This is a genomic window from Methylocella tundrae, assembly GCF_901905185.1.
Classification (GTDB): Bacteria; Pseudomonadota; Alphaproteobacteria; order Rhizobiales; family Beijerinckiaceae; genus Methylocapsa; species Methylocapsa tundrae.
In genome coordinates, this window is the sequence record NZ_CABFMQ020000076.1 from 129,106 (window position 1) to 151,946 (window position 22,841).

Sequence of the window (22,841 nt, forward strand, 5' to 3'; positions counted from 1 at the left end):
TGATGGCTCCGGCGCCTGATATACCGGCCATCCAAGCCTATCCGGCGCTCCCGACACGTCTGGAAGGCCGAACCTTTAGCTCTAGCCTGAACTGGCCGTTCAGCTTGGCTTGGCGTTACGGGCGATTAACTTTCTGTTAACCATTGGGCTTGATTACTCAAATGCAACAGGGTCTGATAAGCTCGGATCAAGGTTGACGGAACCTTCTTTTAACGGTCGGGGCTTTACGAAAGGGCTATCGTGCGATCACACAAGGAGTTTTGGGGATGAGCTTTCTCGAACGGAGGCGCGAGTTGAAAATCGCCGCCGTGCTGGGCGCCGCCCTGGCGATCGCGGCCTGCGCCAAAAACCCCGCTGAGGATCCAAACGCCCTCGCCGGCCTCAATGGGAGCGCAAGAGGGGCGGCGACGCCCGGCAGTCCGCAGGATTTCGCGGTCAATGTTGGCGACCGGGTCTTCTTCGATAGCGACTCCAGCGAATTGAGCCCGACGGCGCAGGCGACGCTCGACAAGCAGGCGCGCTGGCTGCAGCAATATGCGAGATATAATTTCACCGTCGAGGGCCACGCCGACGAGCGCGGCACGCGCGAATATAATTTCGCGCTCGGCGCACGCCGGGCCGAGGCCGCCAAGGCCTATCTGGTTGCGCGCGGCATTCCGGCGTCCCGCATCCATACGATCAGCTATGGCAAGGAACGCCCGGTGGCCGTCTGCAACGATATTTCCTGCTGGTCGCAGAACCGCCGCGCGGTCACCGTGCTTGCGGGCTCGCAGTCCTGACGTTGCGAAGGCAACGCCATTTCGCCGGAGCGGCCATCTCCGGCTCATCCTCGACACGGCGTATTGACTCGCAGCCGCTATAGCGGGTTTTCGCGCAAGCCGATCAGGGCGCTTTAGACCCCTGATTGGCGGGCGTCATGGAATCTGTCGAATTGCGTCAGGGGCCTGGCGCTCTGAAAGCGGTGGTTGCGCCGAGTTTGAGCTATCTCGCGCGCACCGCCTTCGCCGTATAGAGCGCCGGCCAATCATTCGAAGAAACGCCGCGGCATTCATTCATTTGCCTAAAGCGGATCAGCTGGAAAGCCGCGCCATCCCAGGCCCATTCGCTGATCTCGCCGCAATCTCCAACTCCTCTCCCTTTATCCTCCGCGCCAAGCGTCAGGCCGTCCTCCAGAAGATAGGGACTGACCAGTTCTGCCGGATCGGCATCGGACTTCCCGGGTATTTTGAAGGCGGCAAGCGTCGCTCGTCCCGCCTCCACAATCCAAAATCGATAGCGGAAATTATACGCCGCGGCCTGCTCGCAGACGCCCCAAAGGGTCTGATCGGGGGACAGGCGGACCACGATCGGGTCATAATCCCTGCAGCTCTCATCTTTCGACAGGTGAATCCCAGCGGGGCGCTTTGGCGCCGTTTTGATCTCGCTCATCGTGATCGCCGCTATGGTTGGAGGCGCCGGCGTGGCGGGAACGGATGAAGCGGGCGCACTGCCGCGCTGAACCAAAGCCGTTACCGTGCCGAGCCGGTTCTGCTGCGCGTCCATATAGAGCAGCGCAGCGGCGGAGCCAGCGAGCGATATGATTGCTGGATCGCCAGTGCTCGCTCCGTCGATCAATTGAACCGTGAGCGTCTTGGCCGGCCGCAGGGCCTCGAGGAAGGCGCGGGCGCCATCCCCCGTCAAAGTGGCCGTTACGAAATCGCCGTCCTGACGAGCAGGAAGCGGTTTGGAGGGGAGGCCGGGTCCAGTCATGCCGTCGAGCAGCACCTTCAACTGCGGCGCTTTCGCTGGGTTTTCGGCATCGACAGTGAAGGCGACGACCGGTTGATCGTCGCCGGCGCCCGTACGGCTGACCTTGACATAGGCGCCCGCGTTTTGATCGGGGAGCAGCCCGAGCGCAGTGCATGTTCTGAGATTGTCGCAGCCGATTGTCCAGTCCTTGAATTGCTTGAGAGGCTGCGCCTGGGCCGCGGGATTGCTTTTGATGGCCGGTCCATCAGGGGATTTGCTCTGCGCCGCGGCGGAGCCGGCGGCGGCGATGGAGAGACCGAGCATGCCGAAGAAAGAATACAGCGATAGGGAATGCTTCATTTAACCTCCGCCGGCGCCGGAAACGCCCCCTGCTTTGGCATCCTCACCGCTTTTCGTTCGGCTTGACGCAATAAAAAGGGCCGCCTCACATGCGAAGCAGCCCTGTCATTCTTAAAATCTCCCGCCGGCTCAGGCCTGCGGTTGCGGCTCCAGACCGCCGGGCTCGGGACCCGGTTTCGGCCTGACGCCGACGCCGGTCGTCGGCACCGGCGAGCCGCGAAGCGGCGTCGTATCCTCGGGGTTCTCGCGGACGGGCCTGCGTCCTTGCAACAAACCGATGATCTCGTCGCCGGACAGAGTCTCATATTCCAGCAGGCCCTTGGCGAGGGTCTCCAGATCCTGACGCTTCTCGGTCAGTATGCGCTTGGCTTCCGAGAGCCCGAGTTCGACGAGACGGCGCACCTCTGAATCGATCTTGCGAGCCGTTTCCTCGGAAATGGTCTGCTGCTTGCCCATCGAATAGCCGAGGAAGACTTCTTCCTGGTTCTCGCCATACATGACGGTACCGAGTTCCTCGGAGAAGCCCCAGCGGGTCACCATCGCGCGGGCGAGTTTGGTCGCCTGCTCGATGTCGGATTGCGCGCCGGAGGTGATCTGGTCCTTGCCGAAGATGATTTCCTCGGCGACGCGCCCGCCCATGCAGACCGCGAGCCGGGAGGTCATCTGCGCATAGCTGGTCGAGAGCTTGTCGCGCTCAGGCAGCTGCATGACCATGCCGAGCGCGCGGCCGCGCGGGATGATCGTCGCCTTGTGCACGGGATCGGTCGCCGGAACATTGAGGGCGACGATGGCGTGCCCGCCCTCATGATAGGCGGTGAGCATCTTCTCCTGCTCGGTCATCACCATGGTGCGGCGCTCCGCGCCCATCATGATCTTGTCCTTTGAATCCTCGAATTCGGCCATGGTCACAACGCGCTTGCCGCGTCTTGCCGCGAGCAGCGCGGCTTCATTGACGAGGTTCATGAGATCGGCGCCCGAGAAACCCGGTGTGCCGCGCGCGACGACCTTCAATTCCACGTCCGGAGCCAGAGGCACCTTGCGCACGTGAACCTTGAGGATGCGCTCGCGGCCGACGACGTCGGGATTGGGAACGACGATCTGGCGATCGAAGCGGCCCGGCCGCAGCAGGGCGGGGTCGAGCACGTCGGGGCGGTTGGTCGCGGCGATCAGAATGATGCTCTCATTCGCCTCGAAGCCGTCCATCTCGACGAGCAGCTGGTTCAAGGTCTGCTCGCGCTCATCATTGCCGCCGCCAAGGCCGGCGCCGCGATGGCGGCCGACCGCGTCGATCTCGTCGATGAAGATGATGCAGGGCGCGTTCTTCTTCGCCTGTTCGAACATGTCGCGCACGCGGCTCGCGCCGACGCCGACGAACATTTCGACGAAGTCGGAGCCCGAAATCGTGAAGAAGGGCACATTGGCTTCGCCCGCGATGGCGCGCGCCAGCAGCGTCTTACCCGTGCCGGGCGGTCCGATCAGCAGAACGCCGCGCGGAATGCGGCCGCCAAGACGCTGGAATCTTTGGGGATCGCGCAAGAATTCGACGATCTCCTGCAAATCCTCCTTGGCCTCGTCGACGCCCGCGACATCCTCGAAGGTCACGCGCCCATGCGCCTCGGTCAAAAGCTTCGCCTTCGACTTGCCAAAGCCCATGGCTTTGCCGCCGGCTCCCTGCATCTGTCGCGAGAGGAAAATCCACACGCCGAATATGGCGATCAGGGGCAATCCATTGACGAGCAGCGTCAAGAGCCAGTTATTGCCATCGGACGGCGGCTTCGCCGAAATCGAAACATTCTTTTTATAGAGGCTCTGCACCAGCGTCGGATCGTTCGGCGCATAGGTCGAGAAGGCCCGGTTATCGCTGAAATGGCCGGTGATCTCATTGCCCGAAATGGTGACTTCGCGGACGCGCCCCTGGTCCACCTCGGTCAGCAATTGGCTGAAGGTGATGTCTTGCGACGCCGTGCGCTGTCCCGGATTCTGGAACAGCATGACAAGCGCCACCACCAGAAGGATGATGATCACCCACAGTGCAAAATTACGGAAATTCGGATTCATCTCAACGTCCTGCTACGGGCCATTCAAACCGGATGGTCGATCGCCCGTCGAAAGAAAAACTCACTGTGAGTCCGGCGATTAGAACGATAATGTAGGCGTCAGAGGCGCCATTGCCAAGGGGAACGCTTGCGCCAAGGCAAATACCGCGCCGCATCATGCCATCGGCGGCTCTTTTTTTGGCGCGCCACGTCCCCGCCGGCGCGGATTTTCGGTCTGGAGAACCAGAGCGCCATCCCGGCCAAGCTTGAGCGCCACACCGGCAAGCGTCGCCGCAAAGGGCTGGTTTTTGCGCAGCGCGCCCTGCACGGCCGCGGTCAGCGCTTCCAGCCGGTCGAGCCGGAGCGGCCGGCCCTGACCGCCGAGCACGGTAATCTGCGCTGCCAGAACGCGCATAAAAATTTCCTCTGGCTCATTGGCGAGGGCGGTGAAATCGGCCGAGAAGCCGCCCGACTCGCGGCGGGCGTCGAGGGCGGCGGCTGCGGCTTCCGCCCGAGCCGCCAGCGCAGCCTCGGCGCGCGCGGCGCGGCGCCCGAGCCGTAGAAGCGCGTGGCGGCTCAAGCCTTCTTCGGCCAGGATCGCGCCAAGCGCACGCAGCCGCGTGCGGGCGTAGGCGGGATTGCGATTTGAGGGATCGGCGAAAAACGGGTGCGCTTTCGCCTCGCAGAATGCGATCAGCTCCGCCTTGGGGAGCTCCAGCAACGGGCGCGAGAGCATCAGTCCCTGCCGCCGCGCGGAGGCGGCCATCCCGGAAAGGCCGCCGAGCCCGCTTCCGCGCAGCAGGCGAAACAGGATCGTCTCAGCCTGATCGTCGGCATGATGCGCGGTTGCGACGATATCGGCCCCAATGCGGGCCGCATGGCTGAAGAGAAGCGCGTAGCGGGCCTCGCGCGCCAGCTCCTGGATTTTCGACCTTGGCTTGGCGCCGCTCCAGACGAGAACGTCATGCGTCAGGCCCAGTCGCGCAGTCCAGACCGCCACGGCTTCCGCCTCTCTGCGGGAATCCTCGCGCAAGCCATGATCGACGGTGGCGACGTGAAGGGACGGCGCGCCGGGCCTGCGCCGCGCCCATTCGGCCGCGAGCAGCATCAAAGCAACCGAGTCAGGGCCGCCCGACACGGCGAGCAGAATTCTTTGTGCGTTTTCCCATGCTTGAAACAGCCGCGCGACCGCCTCCGGCGAAAACGCCTGGATGCTGGCTGCGCGTCTTTGCGCGCGCGGCGGCGGTTCGCCGCCTTTGCCCGAACGCGCGCTGTCAACATTCAACATTGGGCGCGTTTAGCCTCCCGATCCGCGCCGGCTTTGACAGCCGCCGAGGCGCCTGGATATTTGCGGCCGATCTCGGCGAATGTCGCGCAGGCCTGTTCCTTTGCGCCAAGCGCATTGAGCGACTGGCCAAGCCGCAGCATCGCCTCTGGCGCTCGCGGCGACGTCGCATATTGCGTTGACATCTTGAGATATTGCTCCGCGGCCTCGCGCGGGCGGTTGCGCTGGAAGAAACTCTCGCCAAGGTAATAGGTCGCGTCGGCCGTCATTCTGCTCCTGGGATTCTTCTGGATGAAGGCGGCGAAGCTCTTTTCCGCGCTTTCATACTCCTTCTGCCGGAGATAGCCGTAGGCGACGTCGAACTCCTCCTTCACCGGATTGATCGGCGCGGCGCCCGGCGCGACGCTATTTGGCGTCGTCAGCGCCGCGACTGGCGGATTGGCCGTGGCCGGGGAGCCGCTCGGCGGAGCATCGGCGGGAGCGGCGCGCCATTTCGCGCCGGATAGATCGAGCGGCGCGTCGGGAGAGGCCTCGTCCGGGACGGCGCTGGTTCTCACTCTGGCGGCGGGCGATGGCGGGGCGCTTCCGAGCGTCCGGGGCGCGCCTGGAGCGTTGGGGTCATTTGACGGATCGAAGGCGTCGCCGCGTCGCGACGGGCGCGCGGAGCCCGGCGTCACGCTGGGCGGAGTCGCGGAGGAGGGCGGCTCCCCCGGCTGATCTCCGGCGTCGATGAGATTGTCGATCGCGTCGCTTCGCTTTTGCGGTTTCGCGGCGGACGGCGCCGCGGCGCCTGGCCGTCCGCTATCCTGAAACCGGAAATCGACATCCTCCTGGAATTTCTTCAGCTGATCCTCAAGCTTGTGGTTTTGGAACTGCAATTGTTCGATCTGGCCATTCATCTGGCGCATCTGGCTTTCGAGGCGATCAATCCGCACGAGCAGGGTAGACGCATCGTCCGGCTGGCCGTCGCCAACGTCGCCGGGAGGAGCTCCAAAATTCTGCGCAAGGCGCTCCGGCGCGCCCGCCGCCTCGGCGCGCGGCGATGCGCCAGCGACGGCGCCGCAAAGAAAGCCGGCCGCGCAGGCGCCGAGCAGGACCCTGAAGAGTGTTTCGAAATGCCTCATCACGTAGCTTTCCCACAAAATTGGCGTGATTGATTATAAAATAACTCTTCTGCTGGAGTCTGACGATTATCGGTGGCTATATTGAGATCGGCCCGCGCCTGAACGCCGCGCCAAAAAATCCGCTTGTAAATGCCAATCAGCAGCAGAATGCAAGTTGGGAGTTTGAATGAGGCCGGCGCCCGCTGATCACGACCCCGTGTAATGCCAGGGCGTTGACGTGAGGAAGGCGTTGAGGCGAGCCTGGGCGGGTTGTTTGAGCCCGAACGCGCAGGAAGAATTGCAAGGAAAGCTGATTGATGGTTCGCAAACATTTTGGAACGGATGGAATTCGAGGCCAGGCCAACTCGGTGATCACGCCGGAGCTGGCCATGAAGGTCGCGCAGGCGACCGGCGTCCTGTTTCAGCGCGGCGACCATCGCCACCGAGCGGTGATCGGCAAGGATACGCGACTTTCAAGCTACATGATCGAATATGCGATGGTGGCGGGCTTCGCCTCCGTCGGCATGGATTCCCTTCTGCTCGGACCGATGCCGACGCCCGCCGTCGCCATGCTGACGCATTCGATGCGGGCCGATGTCGGCGTGATGATTTCCGCCTCGCATAATTCCTTCGAAGATAATGGCATCAAGCTCTTCGGACCTGACGGATTCAAATTGTCGGATGAAGTCGAAGCCAAGATCGAGACGATGCTTGACAAGGATTCCGCACTGAAATTGTCGAAGCCGGCCGATCTCGGGCGCGCCATGCGCGTCGAGGGCGACCGCGCCCGCTATATCGAATTCGCCAAAAGGACGCTGGTGCGCCACCTGTCCCTCGAGGGTTTGCGCATCGTTGTCGATTGCGCCAACGGGGCCGCCTATAAGGTCGCTCCGGAGGCTTTATGGGAGCTGGGCGCCGAGGTTTTCTCGATTGGCGTCGAGCCGGACGGGTTCAACATCAATCGCGGCGTTGGCTCAACCACGCCACTTGCCCTCGTCAAGAAGGTGCGCGAGATGCGCGCCGATATTGGGATCGCGCTCGATGGTGACGCCGACCGCGTGCTGATCGTCGACGAAATGGGCAAGATCGTCGACGGCGATCAATTGATGGCGGTGATCGCCGAGAGCTGGAAGGAAGATGGACGCTTGTCGCAGCCCGGCGTCGTCGCGACTGTGATGTCCAATCTCGGGCTCGAGCGCTATCTCCATGGGATCGGCCTGTCGCTTGCCCGCACGGCTGTCGGCGACCGCTACGTGCTGGAGCATATGCGCCAGCACGGCTATAATCTCGGCGGCGAGCAATCCGGCCATATCATCCTCGCGGATTATTGCACGACAGGCGACGGACTCGTCGCGGCGTTGCAACTGCTCGCGGTCGTCAAACGCCAATCAAAGCCGGTCAGCCAGGTCTGCCATCGCTTCGAGCCTTCGCCGCAGGTGCTAAAGAGCGTCAGGGTCAGCGCTGGCAAACCCCTGGAGGACGCGAACGTCGCCCGCGCGATTGAATCCGGGCGCCAGAAACTCGGCAGTTCGGGCCGCCTCGTGATCCGCGCATCGGGCACAGAACCCGTCATTCGCGTGATGGGCGAAGGCGATAATCTCGATCTCGTCGAGCGGATCGTCGATGAAGTTTGCGACGCCGTCGCAACCTTCGCGCGGGCGGCCTGACCCGGCCGCCCCGCGGCTCCGCTGAGGAGCCTTCTACCCGCAGCGGCGTCTCGACGCCGCGACGCGGTGGATTTATCCTCTCTTGAATTCCGCCCGGCAGGCGGCATGCAGGTGATGCATATTGCGCTCCAGGCAATGTTGGATGCGCGCGTGATCGGGAATGACGTTGCGGCAAAAGCGGAAGGCGTCATCATGGCAGGCGTGCTGAGCGAGCGCTCCGGCGGAGCCCGCCAACAAAAACGCGGTAGCGACGACTGCGCGCGTCAAATTAATCTGCATGTTTCATCCTATCGTTTCGTTGAGAATCGTCCAATCTCCCAGCCCCGGCCTCTCTTAGGCGAAAGCGCGAGACGCCTCAAGCTATCGCTTCACGCGCCGCGCCATTGGCGCTGCGCTTTTATGTGCAAAGCTCAGAGCTGAAGCGTCCATCGCCGGGAAAGCTTAATAGCTATGCTTACGATGCTTTGCCGGTGCGATGATCGAACGGCAAGCCGGGCTTAGATAGACTTTGTAGGTAACCAGACAGGCGTGAATTTTCGCGTGATCAGGAATATAGGGGCCGCAAAGGCGCAAAGCGTCGCCCTGACAGTCCGCAGCCTCTTGCTGCTCGCTGAGCCCCTGACACCAGGCCGCCGCGGTCATCGCGCCCGATAAAACGAGCGCCGCGGCGAGCATTTTTGTCCTTTTCCCCATTATCCATCCCCCGCATCTGAGATTTTATGTGCTTCCGCCCCGAACGGAGCCCGCTCATATTCTATAGCTTGCGTTCAAACTGCAATAGATTAAGCGCTTATTGCCGGTCTTCTGACGGCTGCTTTCGATCGCCGGCGGCTCGCAATTTCCGCCGCCTTCGCCATATTAGCTTCGCAACAATGAAAGGCGCCGCCCGCGTTGACCGAAGTCATCCTGGGAACAGAAGAAATCGAGCGCTATGCGCGCCACATTGTTCTGCGCGGCGTCGGCGGTCCGGGTCAGCAGAAGCTCAAGGCCGCGCGCGTCCTCGTCGTCGGCGCTGGCGGTCTCGGCGCGCCCCTCCTGCAATATCTCGCCGCGGCGGGCGTCGGGGAGATCGGCGTCATCGACGATGACGTCGTCTCACTGTCGAACCTGCAGCGCCAGGTGCTGCACGGAACGCCGGATGTCGGACGGCCGAAAGTCGACAGCGCGGCGGCGGCGATCGCAAGGCTGAACCCGCATGTCCTGGTGAGGCGGCATCAAACACGGCTCAGCGCCGAGAATGCGCGTGAACTCGTCGCGGCCTATGGCGTCGTCGCCGACGGGTCGGACAATTTCGCAACCCGCTACGTCGTTTCCGACGCCTGCTTCCACGAGCGGCGCCCGCTTGTCACGGCGGCGGTCGGCGCCTTCGACGGATCGCTGACGACGCTGCGCCCCTATGAATCAAGCGTCACCGGCGAACCCAATCCGACCTATCGCTGCCTGTTTCCGGAGCCTCCGCCCGAGGGCGTCGCTCCATCCTGTGCGGAGATCGGGGTTCTTGGCGCCCTGACCGGCATACTCGGCTCCATGATGGCGCTTGAAGTCGTGCGCGAGATTGTCGGCTTTGGCGAAAGCCTCATCGGCAGATTGGTGCTCTTCGACGCGCTCGACATGCGCTTCGAGACCGTGCGCTACCGCTGGGATCCAGCCAACCCACTGAACGGCGAAAAGGCCGTCGCGTCATGAGGACGATAACGGCCGGCTTGGCTGTGGCGAAACGTTGACAGCGGCGAGGCGAAGAACTAGATGACATCTCCGCTCGCGCTATCGCGCCAATAGATCCGATTGCCGGGCGGCCCAGCGAAAGCCCTCGAAGATGGGTCGGTGGGGGATAGTTCAACGGTAGAACAGCGGACTCTGACTCCGTCAATCTTGGTTCGAATCCAGGTCCCCCAGCCATCATGCATCATTGAAGTTGCCGCGCTGAAGCCGCTTTTGAGGCGGCTTTCCGATGTTGCGTGCGTCGCATGATTTCAAGCAAGCATAAGGGCTCAAAGATTGTTGCGGCGACGCGACGCGAGATGGCCTGCGAGGTTTTCGGCGCTGACCGGCGCCGGCGGCGCGATCAATATGAAGGAGATCGTCCATCATATTGAGGACGATCATGTCGCAAAACGTCCCCGCGCGAGCGGCCAAGCCTGCGGAGCAGTTCGCTCGCCTCCCGAGGCCGCTGGTCGAACCTGTCGGCGAGAGCACATCCCGATCAGATCGGTTCGATCTGATCGACAAGGGTATGCTCAAGTTTTTGAATCTGGAGCGATTTCTGATCGATCGAATGACTCCATTCGATCGGAAAGCGCTCTAGGCCCGCGTCAGGCGCAGAAACTCTTCGCGCGTGCGCGGGTCGTCCCGGATGACGCCGCGCAGGCGACTGGTTGTGAGGGTGGTTCCGAGCGTGTTGACGCCGCGCAGCGTCATACAGCTGTGCTCGGCCTCGATCACCACGCCAACGCCCTTCGGCTCCAGAATGTCCTGGATGGCGTCTGCGATCTCGGCGGTCAGTTTCTCCTGGATCTGCAGGCGGCGGGCAAAACCATGCACGACCCGCGCGAGCTTTGAGATGCCGACCACCCGATTGCTCGGCAGATAACCGACATGCGCGCGGCCGATCACCGGCAGCATGTGGTGCTCGCAAAAACTGACGACGGGAATGTCTCGCATCACGACAAGCTCATCGTAACCGCCAACCTCCTCGAATGTGCGTTCGAGGTATGTTCGTGGGTCGGTCTCGTATCCTGAGAATAGCTCACGATAGGACCGCGCCACGCGTCCGGGCGTGTCGAGGAGGCCTTCGCGATCTGGATCATCGCCCGCCCATTCGATCAGCACCCTGACAGCGGCTTCCGCGTCGGCCTGTGTCGGCTTCGCCATTCTTACGTCTCCAGAATCCATGTGTTAAGGCCAGCGGACCGCCATTGGCACGGTAATACAATGAAAAGGCGTGAGGCAATTCGATTGCTTGGCCAATGGCCGCTTCGCGGGCCCTTTCGCGCGTAGATAAGCAGATACGCCCCCGCATCCTGATTATTCCGGCAAAGCGCAGCTTGAGTCCGCCATCGCGGCGTTTTAGTCTGTTGCGTCATGAATCAGAGGAGCCAGGCGGGATTTCCGGCGCTGACGCCCATCGTCTTGATTCGACTTCATCTTTCCGAAACCATGTCGATTCATCCGCCCGCGATGGCCTGTCAAAGGCCGGAACGCGATCAGCGGCCCCTCCCGAAGGCGATGCATTGAGCGCTTTTGCTTCACCCCAGATGCTGATCGAGGCCCTGAGCGTCGCGAGCGCGGCGGCGATTTCTTATGGATCGACCAATTTCGACAATATGGTCGTCCTTTCGGCCTATGGCGCGAGGCCCGGCTACCACCCTTCTTTCGTGCGGCTCACATTCGTTCTGGTCTGTGTGACGGTCCTCGCCGTCAGCCTCGCCCTGGCTCGCGCCGCCGACGCCCTGCCGGCGGAAAACATCCGCTATCTTGGCCTGATCCCGATTGGGCTCGGCGGCTATCAGCTCATGCAGCTCATCGTGAGCCAGCTCGGCATGAGCCGGGCCGGCCGTGCCGATGAATTGATTGGCGAGCCGCGAGGTCCAATCGGTCTTTACGCCTATCTCGGGTTTGCGACGGTCCTGCTGGCGAACAGCAGCGACAGCGTCAGCGTGCTGACGCCGCTCTTCGCGGACTTGAAGCCGGCCTTCGTTCCCGCCTGTTTCATCGCCGCGATGGCGGTCGCCATTTTGATGAGCGCGCTGGCCGCGCTGCTCGCGCGCCACCCGGTTTCGCGGTCTCTCCTTGAGAAGATGGCGAAATGGATCTTGCCGTTCCTGCTGATTGCGATCGGCGCGCTGATCCTTACGGATCGGCCTGCTGACATTTTTGTGGGTTGAGCAGCAAACGCCGGTCGACCGGCGAGATCTGAAGCGATCGCCAGAACCTCAACCGGCGCTGGCCTCTTGCGTGAGCATGGCGAGGCCGTTTTCAAGAGCTGCGACTGTCTCCTCCACGGCGTCGCCAAGGCGGTGCCGGCGGGCGAGCCATGCCGGATCGTTTGAGGAAAGCCAAACCTTGCCATCGGCGTCCTGCCAGACAAGCGCCTTCATGGGCAGGTCGAGGCCGATCTCCTGATTGTGCTGCATCAGCGGCGTGCCCGTGCGGGGGCTTCCGAAAATCAACAGCAAAGTCGGCCGAAGAGGCATGCCGGCTTCGCCCGCGCCCGCCGCGTGGTCGATCTTGGCGAAGAGCGTCACATTATGCGCTTTGAGCGCGGCCTCGAAGCGGCTGACTGTTTCCTCGACCGTATGAGGGCTCGAAACGGTGACTACGCCATTGTCCAACATGAATTGCCCCTGCGTTCATCTCGATGAGCGGTTATGACGCTGCGCTTTCTCACCTTTGCCGGCCTGTTTGAGCGCGGTCCTTGGGGCGCGGGGACCGCCCGCGCTCAAAAGTTCGAAACGCAAGGCCCCGGCAAGCGGGGCCGCCTCGACCAGCTTCACCGTGACGATGTCGCCGAGCCGATGCATCTTACCGGTACGCGAGCCGATCAGCGCGTGCAAACGCTCGTCATGGCGAAAATAATCATCGCCCAGCATCGAGGCCGGAATGAATCCGTCGGCGCCGGTGTCGCTCAACCGGATGAAGAGGCCGGCGCGGGTCGCCCCTGAAATGCGTCCCTCGAAGGTCGCGCCGACCTTGTCGGCAAGATGCGCCGCGATCAGCCTTTCGATGGTCTCGCGCTCGGCCGCCATGGCTCTGCGTTCGGCGGCGGAAATCTTCGCCGCGACCTCGGTCAGTTCGTCCCGCGCATTTGGGGGCAGGCCGTCGGGGCCAAGACGAAGCGCCGAGATCAGCGCGCGATGGACGATGAGGTCGGCGTAACGGCGGATCGGTGAGGTAAAATGCGCGTAGCGGTGCAGATTAAGGCCGAAATGGCCATAGTTTTCAACTACATATTCAGCCTGCGCCTGTGTGCGTAAAACGATCTCATTGACGAGATGCTCATTGTCGGTGTCCTTGACCTGAGCCAGAATGCCGTTGAACTGCTCGGCCCTGATAACCTGCCCCTTCGCGAGCTTGATCCCGATCGAGGATAGAAACTCCGCGAGATTGTTGAGCTTTTCGACCGAAGGCTCGTCATGCGCGCGATAGATCAGCGCCTGATGCTTGGCCTCGAGCGTTTCGGCCGCCGCGACATTGGCGAGGATCATGAATTCCTCGATCAGCCGATGCGCGTCGAGCCGCGCCGGAATGACGACGCTGTGGACTCCGCCTTCTTCGTTAAGGATGATTTTCCGCTCGGGCAGGTCGAGGTCCAAAGGCCCCCGCGCATCGCGGGCGCGTTTCAGCGCGGCGTAGGCCTCATAGAGCGGAGCCAGCACGCCCGCGACGAGCGGGGCTGTCGTCTCGTCAGCCGCGCCGTCGATCGCCGCCTGCGCCTGGCCATAGGCGAGCTTTGCCGCCGAGCGCATCATCACGCGATGAAAGCTGTGCGTGAGCTTATGCCCGTCCGCCGCGACGACCATGCGCACGGCGAGAGCAGGCCTGTCCTCATGCGGCCGCAGCGAGCAGAGGTCGTTTGAAATGCGCTCCGGCAGCATCGGCACGACGCGGTCGGGGAAATAGACCGAATTGCCGCGCTCCAGCGCGTCGCGGTCGAGCGGCGAGCCGGGCCGGACATAGGCCGCGACATCGGCGATGGCGACGCGCAGGATGAAGCCGCCGCGATTATTGGGGTCAGGGTCGGCTTCGGCGTGAACCGCGTCGTCGTGGTCCTTGGCGTCGGCCGGATCAATGGTGACGAGCGGGATTTGACGCCAGTCTTCGCGCCCATCCATGGTCGCGGGCCGCGCGCGATCCGCCTCCGCGATGGTCTCGGGCCGGAAGACATTGGGGATCTTATGGGTGTGGATCGCGATGAGGCTCACCGCCTTTTCGCTGTCGAAAGCGCCAAGGCGCTCGCGCACGCGGGCCGAGGGAAGGCCGAGCCGTCCGGTACGCAAAATCTCGACGGCGACGAGGTCGCCTTCGCGCGCGTCTCCCTCCTGGCCGGGATGTACGTCGAGTTCGCCGCGATTGGCGTTCTTCTTGTCGACCGGCAAAACGCGGCCGCCGCCGCCCGGCCGTTCGCGGAAGATGCCGAGAATCTGCGATCTGGCGCGTTCCAGAAGCTTGACGACACGCCCGCTATAGGCGGGCTCGCCCGGCTTTGCGTCGGGCAGGGGCTCGACGCGCAAAAGCGCGCGATCGCCGACGCCAGGCGCCGGCGCCCCCGGTCTTTGCCTGCGCGGGATACCGACGATGATTTTCGGCTGCGGTCCTTGCGCCGCGTCCCAATCGACGGGAGCGGCGAGAAAATCGCCGTCGCGGTCGCGACTGAAAAAGTCGGCGAGCACGGTCGCAGGCAAAAGCCCGGCTTTGTGCAGCCCCTTGCGGCGGCGCTCGATGGCGCCTTCGGCTTCGAGTTCCTTCAGGAGCCGTTTGAGGGCGATGCGGTCATCGCCCCTGATGTCGAAGGCGCGGGCGATCTCGCGCTTGCTGATTTTCGCCGGCGATCTGCCGGAAGACATTTGCTCGCCTTGCGCCTCCCGCTCTCTGGCGATGAAGGCGACGATATCTTCCCGCGAGGGCGCGGGGCGGGTAGTCTGCTGCGCGCCTTGCGCAGCCTTGGAGCCGGACTTTCCTGGACCGGCGGGTTTATTCACGCGTGTTTGGCCTTTTTCTGTTTATCCGCCGCTGGTTTAGGGGCGGGTTTTTGTGAGCCCGCGGGCTTTCGCGCCGGCGCGGGTTTGAGATTTGGCGTCGGCTCGAAAGGTGGACCGTCGTCGTCCGCCTCGGAGGCTTTCGCTTTCGACGCGGCGGCTTTCGACGCGCCCGCCTTGGCGCCATTTGTTTTGGGCGCGGCTTTCGCAGCCGTCTTCTTCGGCGCGGCGGTTTTCTTTTTCGCTCCGCCGCCAGCCGCTTCCTTGTCTTCGATCAGGCGGATCGCTTCCTCCAGCGTGATCGTCTCTGCCGAGGCGTTCGCCTTGAGGGTCGCGTTCGTCTTGCCGTGATTGACATAAGCGCCAAATCGTCCGGCCCGCACCGTAACCGGGCCGCCTGACGGATGCTCGCCAAGCAGGCGCCCCTGAATGGGACCGCCGCCGCCTGACGCCTTGGCGCTCAGAAGCTCCAAGGCGCCCTCAAGCGTCAATGTGGTGGGGTCGGCGTCCTTCGGCAAGGTCGCATTGACTTTGCCGTGGCTGACATAGGGTCCGTAACGCCCCGCCTTGATCGTGACCGGACCGCCGGAGGGATGTTCGCCAAGGACCCGGACGGGCGCGCTTTCCGAAGCGCCGAAGCGCCGGCCGGTGAGCCCGCTTTCCTTGGCGATGATGAGATCGATCGCGCGATTGCCGCCGATGCTCAAAATATCTTCATCCTTGCCAATATTGGCGTAGGTCTTGCCGTGCTGGACGTATGGACCGTAGCGTCCGATGCCCGCGACGACAGGCTCTTTCGTCTCGGGATGCTTGGCGACTTCGCGCGGCAGGGATAAAAGCCCGATCGCCTGCTCCAGCGTCAGATCGCCGGGAGAAATCGTCTTCGGCAGGGACGATCGCTTCGGCTTTTCGGCCTCTCCCTGCTGCACATAGGCGCCGAAACGCCCGTCGCGCAGCGTGACCTCCTCACCCGTCTCGGGGTCGATTCCAAGCACCTTGACGCCGGGACGATCGCCTTCGACGGCCTCGGCGTTTTCGCCATTGCCGCCCGCGAGCGTACGCGTGAATTTGCACTCCGGATAATTCGAGCAGCCGACGAAGGCGCCGAATTTGCCGAGCTTCAGCGACAGCTGGCCGTCCGCGCAGGATGGGCAGGCGCGGGGATTCGATCCGTCCGCTTTCGCTGGGAAAATATGCGGCCCCAAAATCTCATTCAGGCTGTCCAGCACCTGCGTCGTGCGCAGATCCTTGGTGCCGGCGAGAGCGCCGGAAAAATCGAGCCAGAAATCGCGCAGCACCTGCTTCCAGTCGATTTCATGATTGGAGATGCGGTCGAGTTTTTCCTCCAGGTCGGCGGTGAAGTCATAGCCGACGTAGCGCGTGAAAAAGCTTTCAAGAAACGCCGTGACGAGACGGCCCTTGTCCTCGGGGTAAAGACGTTTCTTCTCGATCCGCACATAGTCGCGCTCACGCAGCACCGCCAGCGTTGAGGCGTAGGTCGAGGGCCGGCCAATGCCGAGCTCTTCCATGCGCTTCACCAGCGTCGCTTCGGTAAAGCGCGGCGGCGGCTCGGTGAAATGCTGCGTCGCGTCGATGCGCTCCTTGGTCAGCCGCTCGTCCCTCGCCATGTCCGGGAGACGGCTTGAATCTTCGTCTTCCTCGTCGTCGCGGCCTTCCTGATAGAGCTTCAAAAAGCCGTCGAAGCGGATGACCTGACCAGTCGCGCGCAGATCGAGCTTGCGCTCGCCTGCTTGCGCCAGAATATCGACGGTCGTGCGCTCGAGCTCGGCTGATTCCATCTGGCTCGCTATGGTGCGCGTCCAGATCAGCTCATAGAGCTTGGCTTGGTCCGGCTCCAGGGCGCGCATGACGCGCTTTGGCAGCCGGGTCAGATCGGTCGGGCGGATCGCTTCATGCGCTTCCTGCGCGTTTTTCGCCTTTACCGTATATTTGCGCGGCGCCTTTGGCACATAGGCGTCGCCGAACTCGCGGGCGATGACGGAGCGCGCGCTCGTGATGGCTTCGGGCGCAAGATCGACGCCGTCGGTTCGCATATAGGTAATGAGTCCGACCGTCTCGCCGTCGATGTCGGCGCCTTCATAGAGGCGCTGCGCCAGCTGCATGGTGCGTGCGGGGGCGAAGCCGAGCTTGCGGGAGGCTTCCTGCTGCAGCGTCGAGGTGGTGAAGGGCGCGTAAGGGTGCCGCTTGGCGGGCTTTGCCTCGACCTCGGCGACTTTGAAGGCTGCGTTCTCCAGCGCCGCCTTGAAGGCCTCGGCCTCGGGTCCCGCGCCGATGTCGAGGCGCGTCAGCTTCTTGCCGTCCGCGCCGACGAGCCGGGCGGTGAATGGCGCGCCCGCCTGCGTCTTCAAATGGGCGACGATCGACCAATATTCCCGCGCGACGAAGGATTCGATTTCGAGCTCGCGGTCGCAGACAAGGCGCAAGGCGACCGACTGAACCCGGCCGGCGGAGCGCGCGCCCGGCAGCTTGCGCCATAGCACCGGAGAGAGATTGAAGCCGACAAGATAGTCCAGCGCCCGGCGCGCGAGGTAAGCGTCGACGAGGGCCACGTCGATCTCGCGCGGATGCTGCATGGCCTCGAGAATGGCGGATTTGGTGATCGCATTGAAGACGACGCGCTCGACGCGCTTGTCTTTAAGAACGCGCTTCGCCTTCAAGACCTCCAGCACGTGCCAGGAAATCGCTTCGCCTTCGCGGTCCGGGTCGGTCGCCAGAATGATTTTGTCAGCGTCCTTGACGGCCTTCGCGATCTCGGAAAGACGTTTGGCCGATTTGACGTCGACGTCCCAGAGCATGGCGAAATCGGCGTCGGGATCGACCGAGCCATCCTTGGCCGGCAGATCGCGGACGTGGCCAAAGGATGCGTAAACCTCATAGCCCTTGCCAAGATATTTGTTGATGGTCTTGGCCTTCGCCGGCGATTCGACGATGACGACATTCATTGACAACAGTCCTCGGTTCGACCGGCTGGACCGGAATGGTCCCGGGTCGCTTCTTCAAAATTCATATCGCGTCTTAAAGGTTAAGCTCGCGCTGGTTGTGCGGCGGGCTTTCCTCCGCAAAGGTTGCAGTGCAGTATGATTTTAGGCCCGGAAGATGGGGGAGGGCGCAGGCTTAGTCAAATCGGGGCCGATCGGCGCTCCTCGCTCCCGCCCCTTGCCGGGGGCCGGGCCGCCGCTGAAATGCGCAAAATCTGTGCGCAGGCGCGGCGGATTGCGCCAAAGGCCTGTGACGACGGCCCCTGCGTCCTGTAAGACATCGCGTCATGCTAGACCAAGGTCCAGAATACAAATTTCCCCATCGGCATCTCCTCGGCATCGAAGGTCTTTCGCCGCAGGACATTCATGTTCTGCTGGATCTCGCGGAAGAAGCCATCGAAGTTTCGCGCCAGGTCGAAAAGAAGCGCTCGACCTTGCGGGGACGCACTCTGATCAATCTCTTCTTTGAGGCCTCGACCCGCACCCAATCCTCTTTCGAGCTGGCTGGCAAGCGGCTCGGGGCCGACGTCATGAACATGTCGGTCGCGACCTCCAGCGTCAAAAAAGGCGAGACTCTCCTCGATACGGCGATGACCCTCAACGCCATGCGCCCTGACATCATCGTCGTGCGGCACGCCCAGGCCGGCGCGGTCCATCTCCTGGCGCGGAAAGTCGATTGCTCGGTCGTCAACGCCGGCGACGGCGCCCATGAGCATCCGACGCAGGCGCTGCTCGACGCGCTGACGATCAAGCGCAACAGGGGCAGGATCTCGGGGCTGACAGTCGCGATCTGCGGCGATATTTTGCATTCGCGCGTGGCGCGCTCCAATATTCTGCTGCTTTCCGCGCTCGGGGCGCGGGTGCGCGTAATTGGTCCCTCGACCCTGCTGCCCGCCGGCATTGAGCGCATGGGCGTCGAGGTTTTTCGCGATATGCGGGCCGGGCTGAAGGACGTCGACATCGTCATGATGCTGCGCCTCCAGCGCGAGCGCATGCAGGGCGGCTTCATCCCTTCGCCAAAAGAATATTTCCGCTTCTTCGGACTCGATGAAGAAAAGCTGAGCCTCGCCAAGCCAGACGCGCTGGTGCTGCATCCAGGCCCCATGAACAGGGGCGTCGAGATCGATTCGGCGGTTGCGGACGGCGCGCATAGCCGCATCCGCGAACAGGTCGAAATGGGCGTCGCGGTCCGCATGGCCGTGCTTGACGCGCTCGCCCAGCATCTGCCGAACGGATAAGAGCAGCTTAAAGGCAAGAGCGAAAGGCCGCCTCCTTGAGAATTCCATCCACTCCCTCGATCGCGCATCAGCCCTTGGCGCTCGTCAATGGGCGCCTCTTTGACGGCGAGACCTTTTCGGGCGCGCACGGGGGCGTTCTGATCCTTGACGGCGCGATCCTGGATCTCGGGCCGGAAATCGCGCCAAAGAATCTGCCCTCGCACGCCCGCGTCATTGATTGCGGCGGCGACGTCATCGCGCCGGGCCTCATCGACATGCGCGCTTTCGTCGGGGAGCCTGGAGCCGAGCATCGCGAGACCATCGCCACGGCGACGGCCGCGGCGGCGGCGGGCGGCGTCACGACGATTCTCGCGCGTCCCGACACCAATCCGCCGGTCGACGAGCCGGCCGTCGTCGATTTCCTGCTCCGCCGCGCGCGCGACACGGGGCGCGTGCGCCTCATTCCCTCGGCCGCGCTGACGCATGGCCTGCGCGGCGAGGAGATCGCCGAGATCGGCCTGTTGCAGCAGGCGGGCGCGCTCGCCTTTTCGGACGGCGCCGAGTCGATCAGCAATGCGCGGGTGTTCCGCCGCGTCCTGTCCTATGCCCGCGATTTCGACGCGCTTGTCATCCATTACGCCGAGGACCGCGATCTGTCCGCCGAGGGTGTCATGAACGAGGGCGAATTCGCCTCGCGCCTTGGTCTTTCGGGCATTCCCCGCGAGGCCGAGGCGATCATGCTCGATCGCGACATCCGCCTCGTCGCCCTCACGGGCGCGCGCTATCACGCCGCCCTCGTCACGACGACCCTTTCGCTCGAGATCATCGCGAGAGCCAAGGCGGCCGGCCTGCCGGTCACCTGCGCCGTTTCGATCAATCATTTGACCCTGAACGAGAGCGACATTGGCGATTACCGCACCTTTTTGAAGCTCGCCCCGCCGCTCCGGCACGAAGACGAGCGCCGCGCGCTCGTCAAGGCGCTGGCCTCCGGCCTCATCGACATTATCGTGTCGGACCATAACCCGCAGGACGTCGAGACCAAGCGCCTGCCTTTCGCGGAAGCCGAGAATGGCGCGATCGGCCTCGAGACCATGCTGTCGGCGGGTCTGCGCCTCGTGAACGCGGGCGAACTCTCGCTTCAGCGCCTGATCGGCGCGATGACCTTGCGCCCGGCTGAAATTCTCGGGCTTCCGCAAGGGCGGCTGAAAATCGGCGCCCCGGCCGATCTCATTCGTTTCGATCCCGAAGAGCCCTATGTCGTCGATCCGGCAAACTTGCATTCGCGCTGCAAGAATACGCCTTTTGACGAGGCGCGCATGGAAGGCCGGGTGAAGCTGACGCTTGTGGCCGGGGAAACAGCGTTCGAGGCTGAGTGAGGGGCTTCACAGCGAATAGACGCAGCGCTGCACGAAGCGAACAAGCGATTAGCTCCCCCCCGGACGTTGCGACCGGCGCCCGGCAATGCTGATGTCTCTTCGCCTAGATTTTAATCATCTGCTTATTTAATCATCGATATTTGCGGCGTCGCCTGTGCGGCCGCCGGCCGAACGACAATGCCGCGCGTCAATTTCCGCAGCTTTTCAGGCGCTTGAAACCACGCCGCCACGGTGAGGGCGCGCCGCGGCTGATGAGCAAAGCATCGCAATGGCATAAATTTTGATTGCCAGCCGAGACCATGCGGCGTTTAGACGCATGAGCCGCGATCCGCTTCGTCAAAGCGAGAATTGGGAGCAGTCCCATGAAGCTCGTCGTCGCCATCATTCAGCCCTTCAGACTCGACGAGGTGCGGGACGCTCTGACGGCTGCCGGGGTCTCCGGCATGACCTTAACCGAGGTCAAGGGATTTGGGCATCAGAAGGGCCACGCGGAAATTTACCGCGGCGCCGAATATGTCACGAGCTTCGTTCCAAAGATCAAAATCGAAGTCGCAGTCCCCGCCAGTCGGGTCGACGCGGTCGCCGAAGCGATCATGAAATCGGCCTTCACGGGCCAGATTGGCGACGGCAAGATTTTCATCATGAGCGTCGACCGCACGCTGCGGATTCGCACGGGGGAAATGGATGAAGCGGCGCTTTAGCGCGCCTTCCGGTCGAACGGGGTAACCGACCAGACAGCGCGCGACATCAATAGGCCGGGGCATGTTCTCATCGAAAAAGTTATTCAGCTTCTCAAAGACATGCTTCAGGCGAGGTTTCGATCGTTCGTTGGGAGGGGCCAGACCATGAAGTCGTTGAAATGCGCGCCTGTGACGTTCAAGCTCCTTGTCTGCGGCTTCGTGATGGCGGCGATCGCGCTCCTTCTTTGTATTCATCCATCCTTGGCGCAGGAGACGGCTCCTTCGGCGACTCCCGCGCCGCCCGCCTGCGACGCCAAGACCTTGACCGCCTGCACGCCGAACTCCGGCGACACCGCCTGGATGCTCACCTCCGTGGCGCTGGTCCTGATGATGACCGTTCCGGGCCTCGGACTGTTCTATGGCGGTATGGTGCGCAAGAAGAACGTCGCCGACACGGTGATGACGAGCTTCGCCATCACCTGCCTCGTCACTATCCTGTTCGCCGTCGTGACCTACAGCATGTCGTTTCGCGCCGGCACGCCCTTTGTCGGCGGCTTCGATCGCGCCTTCCTGCAAGGCATTTTGAGCGATATCGGAAAAGGCGTCGGCAATCCCAATCCGCTCGCGCCGACGATTCCTGAAACCGTCTACATCTGTTTCCAGATGACTTTCGCGATCATCACCCCGGCCTTGATCGCAGGCGCTTTCGCCGAACGCATGAAATTCTCGGCGATGTTGTGGTTCATCGGTCTGTGGGCGATTTTCGTCTATGCGCCGGTCGCGCACTGGGTCTGGGGTCCGGACGGCTTCCTTAACAGCACGAATGATGCGGCCTTCGTCAAGGTTCTCGACTTCGCCGGCGGAACGGTGGTTCACGTCAATTCCGGCGTCGCCGGGCTGATGGCCGCCCTGATGCTCGGCAGGCGCAATGACACTGGTCCGGCGCATAATGTCGTGCTGACCTTTATCGGCGCCTCATTGCTGTGGGTCGGCTGGTTTGGCTTCAACGCCGGCTCCGCCGTCACCGCCGGATTGCAGGCGGGCATGGCGATGACGGTGACGCAGATCGCCACCGCCGTCGCGGCTTTTGTCTGGATGCTGGTCGAGTGGACGCATCGCGGCAAACCGACGCTCGTTGGCGTCTGTTCCGGCGCGGTGGCGGGCCTCGTCGCCATCACGCCTGCCTCCGGCTTCGTCGGTCCCGGCGGATCAATGGTGATCGGCGTCGCGGCCGGCGTGATTTGCTATGGCGCCGTCACATGGCTCAAAGCGGCTCTTGGCTATGACGACGCGCTGGATTGCTTCGGCGTGCATGGCGTCGGCGGCGCGACAGGCGCTATTCTGACCGGCGTCTTCGCGATCAGTGAATATGGCGGCACACCCGGCCTGATCGAAGGCAACACACATCAGGTGGTCAATCAGCTGATCGGCGTTGGCGTCGTCGTCGCGTATGACGCCATCGTCTCTCTGATCATTCTTTTCATCATCGACAAGGCGATCGGTTTGCGCGTGGCGAGCGAAGTGGAAATGGAAGGGCTCGATCTGTCGCTGCACGGCGAGGCCGTTCATTGACGTTGACGTTGAGGTGCGCCGGCCATCTCGCTGGCGCACGCCCTGCGGGATGCGGAAAGCCATTGTCACGGCTTGCAAATGGTTTTTTCTCTCCCGCCGCCGAAAAGTCGGCGAGATAAAAGG

General features: G+C 63.0%; 18 protein-coding genes and 1 tRNA gene. 9 read left to right on the top strand and 10 right to left on the bottom strand.

What is annotated here, in order from left to right; translation table 11 throughout:
* The first annotated feature begins 266 nt into the window (after positions 1–266).
* The gene (gene pal / locus MPC4_RS08450) at positions 267–779 is read left to right on the top strand and encodes a peptidoglycan-associated lipoprotein Pal (RefSeq protein ID WP_174512129.1); all 513 of its coding nucleotides are present in this window, start codon (positions 267–269) and stop codon (positions 777–779) included.
* A gap of 202 nt (positions 780–981) precedes the next feature.
* On the opposite strand, the gene MPC4_RS08455 is transcribed toward pal, so the two are convergent.
* The 4 genes from MPC4_RS08455 to ybgF all read right to left on the bottom strand — a co-directional run bounded on the left by MPC4_RS08455 (position 982) and on the right by ybgF (position 6,533).
* Complete coding sequence (locus tag MPC4_RS08455) at positions 982–2,088, bottom strand: DUF1176 domain-containing protein (RefSeq protein WP_174512130.1); 1,107 nt, start codon at positions 2,086–2,088, stop codon at positions 982–984.
* A 129-nt stretch (positions 2,089–2,217) separates the two neighbouring features.
* Positions 2,218–4,146: an ATP-dependent zinc metalloprotease FtsH gene (gene ftsH, locus MPC4_RS08460; protein WP_174512131.1), complete on the bottom strand. Its 1,929-nt coding sequence runs from the start codon at positions 4,144–4,146 to the stop codon at positions 2,218–2,220.
* 153 nt (positions 4,147–4,299) lie between these two features.
* On the bottom strand, positions 4,300–5,412 hold the full coding sequence (tilS, locus tag MPC4_RS08465) for a tRNA lysidine(34) synthetase TilS (protein WP_174512132.1): 1,113 nt from the start codon (positions 5,410–5,412) through the stop codon (positions 4,300–4,302).
* Positions 5,406–6,533, bottom strand: coding sequence for a tol-pal system protein YbgF (gene ybgF / locus MPC4_RS08470; protein WP_174512133.1), 1,128 nt, complete (start codon positions 6,531–6,533; stop codon positions 5,406–5,408). Before ybgF ends, tilS begins: the two co-directional genes overlap by 7 nt.
* Positions 6,534–6,829: 296 nt before the next feature.
* On the opposite strand from ybgF, the gene glmM reads away from it, so the two are divergent.
* Complete coding sequence (gene glmM / locus MPC4_RS08475) at positions 6,830–8,179, top strand: phosphoglucosamine mutase (RefSeq protein WP_174512134.1); 1,350 nt, start codon at positions 6,830–6,832, stop codon at positions 8,177–8,179.
* 72 nt (positions 8,180–8,251) lie between these two features.
* On the opposite strand, the gene MPC4_RS21605 is transcribed toward glmM, so the two are convergent.
* A complete protein-coding gene (locus MPC4_RS21605; protein WP_174512135.1) occupies positions 8,252–8,458 on the bottom strand; it encodes a cysteine rich repeat-containing protein in 207 nt (68 codons plus the stop codon).
* 162 nt (positions 8,459–8,620) lie between these two features.
* On the bottom strand, positions 8,621–8,872 hold the full coding sequence (locus tag MPC4_RS08485) for a hypothetical protein (protein ID WP_134492051.1): 252 nt from the start codon (positions 8,870–8,872) through the stop codon (positions 8,621–8,623).
* Positions 8,873–9,070: 198 nt separating this feature from the next.
* On the opposite strand from MPC4_RS08485, the gene MPC4_RS08490 reads away from it, so the two are divergent.
* On the top strand, positions 9,071–9,865 hold the full coding sequence (locus MPC4_RS08490; protein WP_210253617.1) for a HesA/MoeB/ThiF family protein: 795 nt from the start codon (positions 9,071–9,073) through the stop codon (positions 9,863–9,865).
* 139 nt (positions 9,866–10,004) lie between these two features.
* Positions 10,005–10,078, top strand: a tRNA-Gln gene (locus tag MPC4_RS08495).
* A gap of 402 nt (positions 10,079–10,480) precedes the next feature.
* Here the strand turns inward: MPC4_RS08495 and folE are convergent.
* On the bottom strand, positions 10,481–11,050 hold the full coding sequence (gene folE / locus MPC4_RS08500; RefSeq protein ID WP_174512136.1) for a GTP cyclohydrolase I FolE: 570 nt from the start codon (positions 11,048–11,050) through the stop codon (positions 10,481–10,483).
* A gap of 359 nt (positions 11,051–11,409) precedes the next feature.
* On the opposite strand from folE, the gene MPC4_RS08505 reads away from it, so the two are divergent.
* Positions 11,410–12,063 carry a cadmium resistance transporter gene (locus MPC4_RS08505; protein ID WP_174512137.1) on the top strand — a complete coding sequence of 218 codons (654 nt, stop codon included), beginning with the start codon at positions 11,410–11,412 and terminating at the stop codon, positions 12,061–12,063.
* 48 nt (positions 12,064–12,111) lie between these two features.
* Here MPC4_RS08505 and MPC4_RS08510 read toward each other — a convergent pair whose 3' ends face one another.
* From MPC4_RS08510 to topA, 3 genes are read right to left on the bottom strand one after another with little or no spacing between them, the layout of a single operon-like run.
* On the bottom strand, positions 12,112–12,513 hold the full coding sequence (locus tag MPC4_RS08510) for a DUF302 domain-containing protein (protein ID WP_174512138.1): 402 nt from the start codon (positions 12,511–12,513) through the stop codon (positions 12,112–12,114).
* Positions 12,514–12,528: 15 nt separating this feature from the next.
* A complete protein-coding gene (gene rnr, locus MPC4_RS08515) occupies positions 12,529–14,877 on the bottom strand; it encodes a ribonuclease R (protein WP_425312439.1) in 2,349 nt (782 codons plus the stop codon).
* Positions 14,874–17,837: a type I DNA topoisomerase gene (topA, locus tag MPC4_RS08520; protein ID WP_174512139.1), complete on the bottom strand. Its 2,964-nt coding sequence runs from the start codon at positions 17,835–17,837 to the stop codon at positions 14,874–14,876. The genes rnr and topA overlap by 4 nt, the downstream gene beginning before the upstream one ends.
* A 323-nt stretch (positions 17,838–18,160) precedes the next feature.
* Here topA and MPC4_RS08525 point away from each other — a divergent pair, with 323 nt between their 5' ends.
* The 4 genes from MPC4_RS08525 (at position 18,161) to MPC4_RS08540 (ending at position 22,718) form a co-directional block, all read left to right on the top strand.
* On the top strand, positions 18,161–19,111 hold the full coding sequence (locus MPC4_RS08525) for an aspartate carbamoyltransferase catalytic subunit (protein WP_174512140.1): 951 nt from the start codon (positions 18,161–18,163) through the stop codon (positions 19,109–19,111).
* A gap of 35 nt (positions 19,112–19,146) precedes the next feature.
* On the top strand, positions 19,147–20,466 hold the full coding sequence (gene pyrC, locus MPC4_RS08530; protein WP_174512141.1) for a dihydroorotase: 1,320 nt from the start codon (positions 19,147–19,149) through the stop codon (positions 20,464–20,466).
* Between the two features lie 362 nt (positions 20,467–20,828).
* Positions 20,829–21,167 (top strand): P-II family nitrogen regulator, encoded by a 339-nt coding sequence (locus tag MPC4_RS08535; protein WP_174512142.1) that lies wholly within the window; start codon positions 20,829–20,831, stop codon positions 21,165–21,167.
* Positions 21,168–21,368: 201 nt separating this feature from the next.
* Positions 21,369–22,718: an ammonium transporter gene (locus MPC4_RS08540; protein WP_174512253.1), complete on the top strand. Its 1,350-nt coding sequence runs from the start codon at positions 21,369–21,371 to the stop codon at positions 22,716–22,718.
* Positions 22,719–22,841: the final 123 nt, after the last annotated feature.

What these genes read in the sequence shown, in the direction of transcription:
- folE (WP_174512136.1), bottom strand. Translation starts at nt 11,050, where the DNA reads ATGGCGAAGCCGACACAGGCCGACGCGGAAGCCGCTGTCAGGGTGCTG.
- MPC4_RS08535 (WP_174512142.1), top strand. Translation starts at nt 20,829, where the DNA reads ATGAAGCTCGTCGTCGCCATCATTCAGCCCTTCAGACTCGACGAGGTG.
- MPC4_RS08540 (WP_174512253.1), top strand. Translation starts at nt 21,369, where the DNA reads ATGGCGGCGATCGCGCTCCTTCTTTGTATTCATCCATCCTTGGCGCAG.
- topA (WP_174512139.1), bottom strand. Translation starts at nt 17,837, where the DNA reads ATGAATGTCGTCATCGTCGAATCGCCGGCGAAGGCCAAGACCATCAAC.
- MPC4_RS08510 (WP_174512138.1), bottom strand. Translation starts at nt 12,513, where the DNA reads ATGTTGGACAATGGCGTAGTCACCGTTTCGAGCCCTCATACGGTCGAG.
- pal (WP_174512129.1), top strand. Translation starts at nt 267, where the DNA reads ATGAGCTTTCTCGAACGGAGGCGCGAGTTGAAAATCGCCGCCGTGCTG.
- MPC4_RS08525 (WP_174512140.1), top strand. Translation starts at nt 18,161, where the DNA reads ATGCTAGACCAAGGTCCAGAATACAAATTTCCCCATCGGCATCTCCTC.
- MPC4_RS21605 (WP_174512135.1), bottom strand. Translation starts at nt 8,458, where the DNA reads ATGCAGATTAATTTGACGCGCGCAGTCGTCGCTACCGCGTTTTTGTTG.
- tilS (WP_174512132.1), bottom strand. Translation starts at nt 5,412, where the DNA reads ATGTTGAATGTTGACAGCGCGCGTTCGGGCAAAGGCGGCGAACCGCCG.
- glmM (WP_174512134.1), top strand. Translation starts at nt 6,830, where the DNA reads ATGGTTCGCAAACATTTTGGAACGGATGGAATTCGAGGCCAGGCCAAC.
- ybgF (WP_174512133.1), bottom strand. Translation starts at nt 6,533, where the DNA reads ATGAGGCATTTCGAAACACTCTTCAGGGTCCTGCTCGGCGCCTGCGCG.
- ftsH (WP_174512131.1), bottom strand. Translation starts at nt 4,146, where the DNA reads ATGAATCCGAATTTCCGTAATTTTGCACTGTGGGTGATCATCATCCTT.
- MPC4_RS08485 (WP_134492051.1), bottom strand. Translation starts at nt 8,872, where the DNA reads ATGGGGAAAAGGACAAAAATGCTCGCCGCGGCGCTCGTTTTATCGGGC.
- MPC4_RS08455 (WP_174512130.1), bottom strand. Translation starts at nt 2,088, where the DNA reads ATGAAGCATTCCCTATCGCTGTATTCTTTCTTCGGCATGCTCGGTCTC.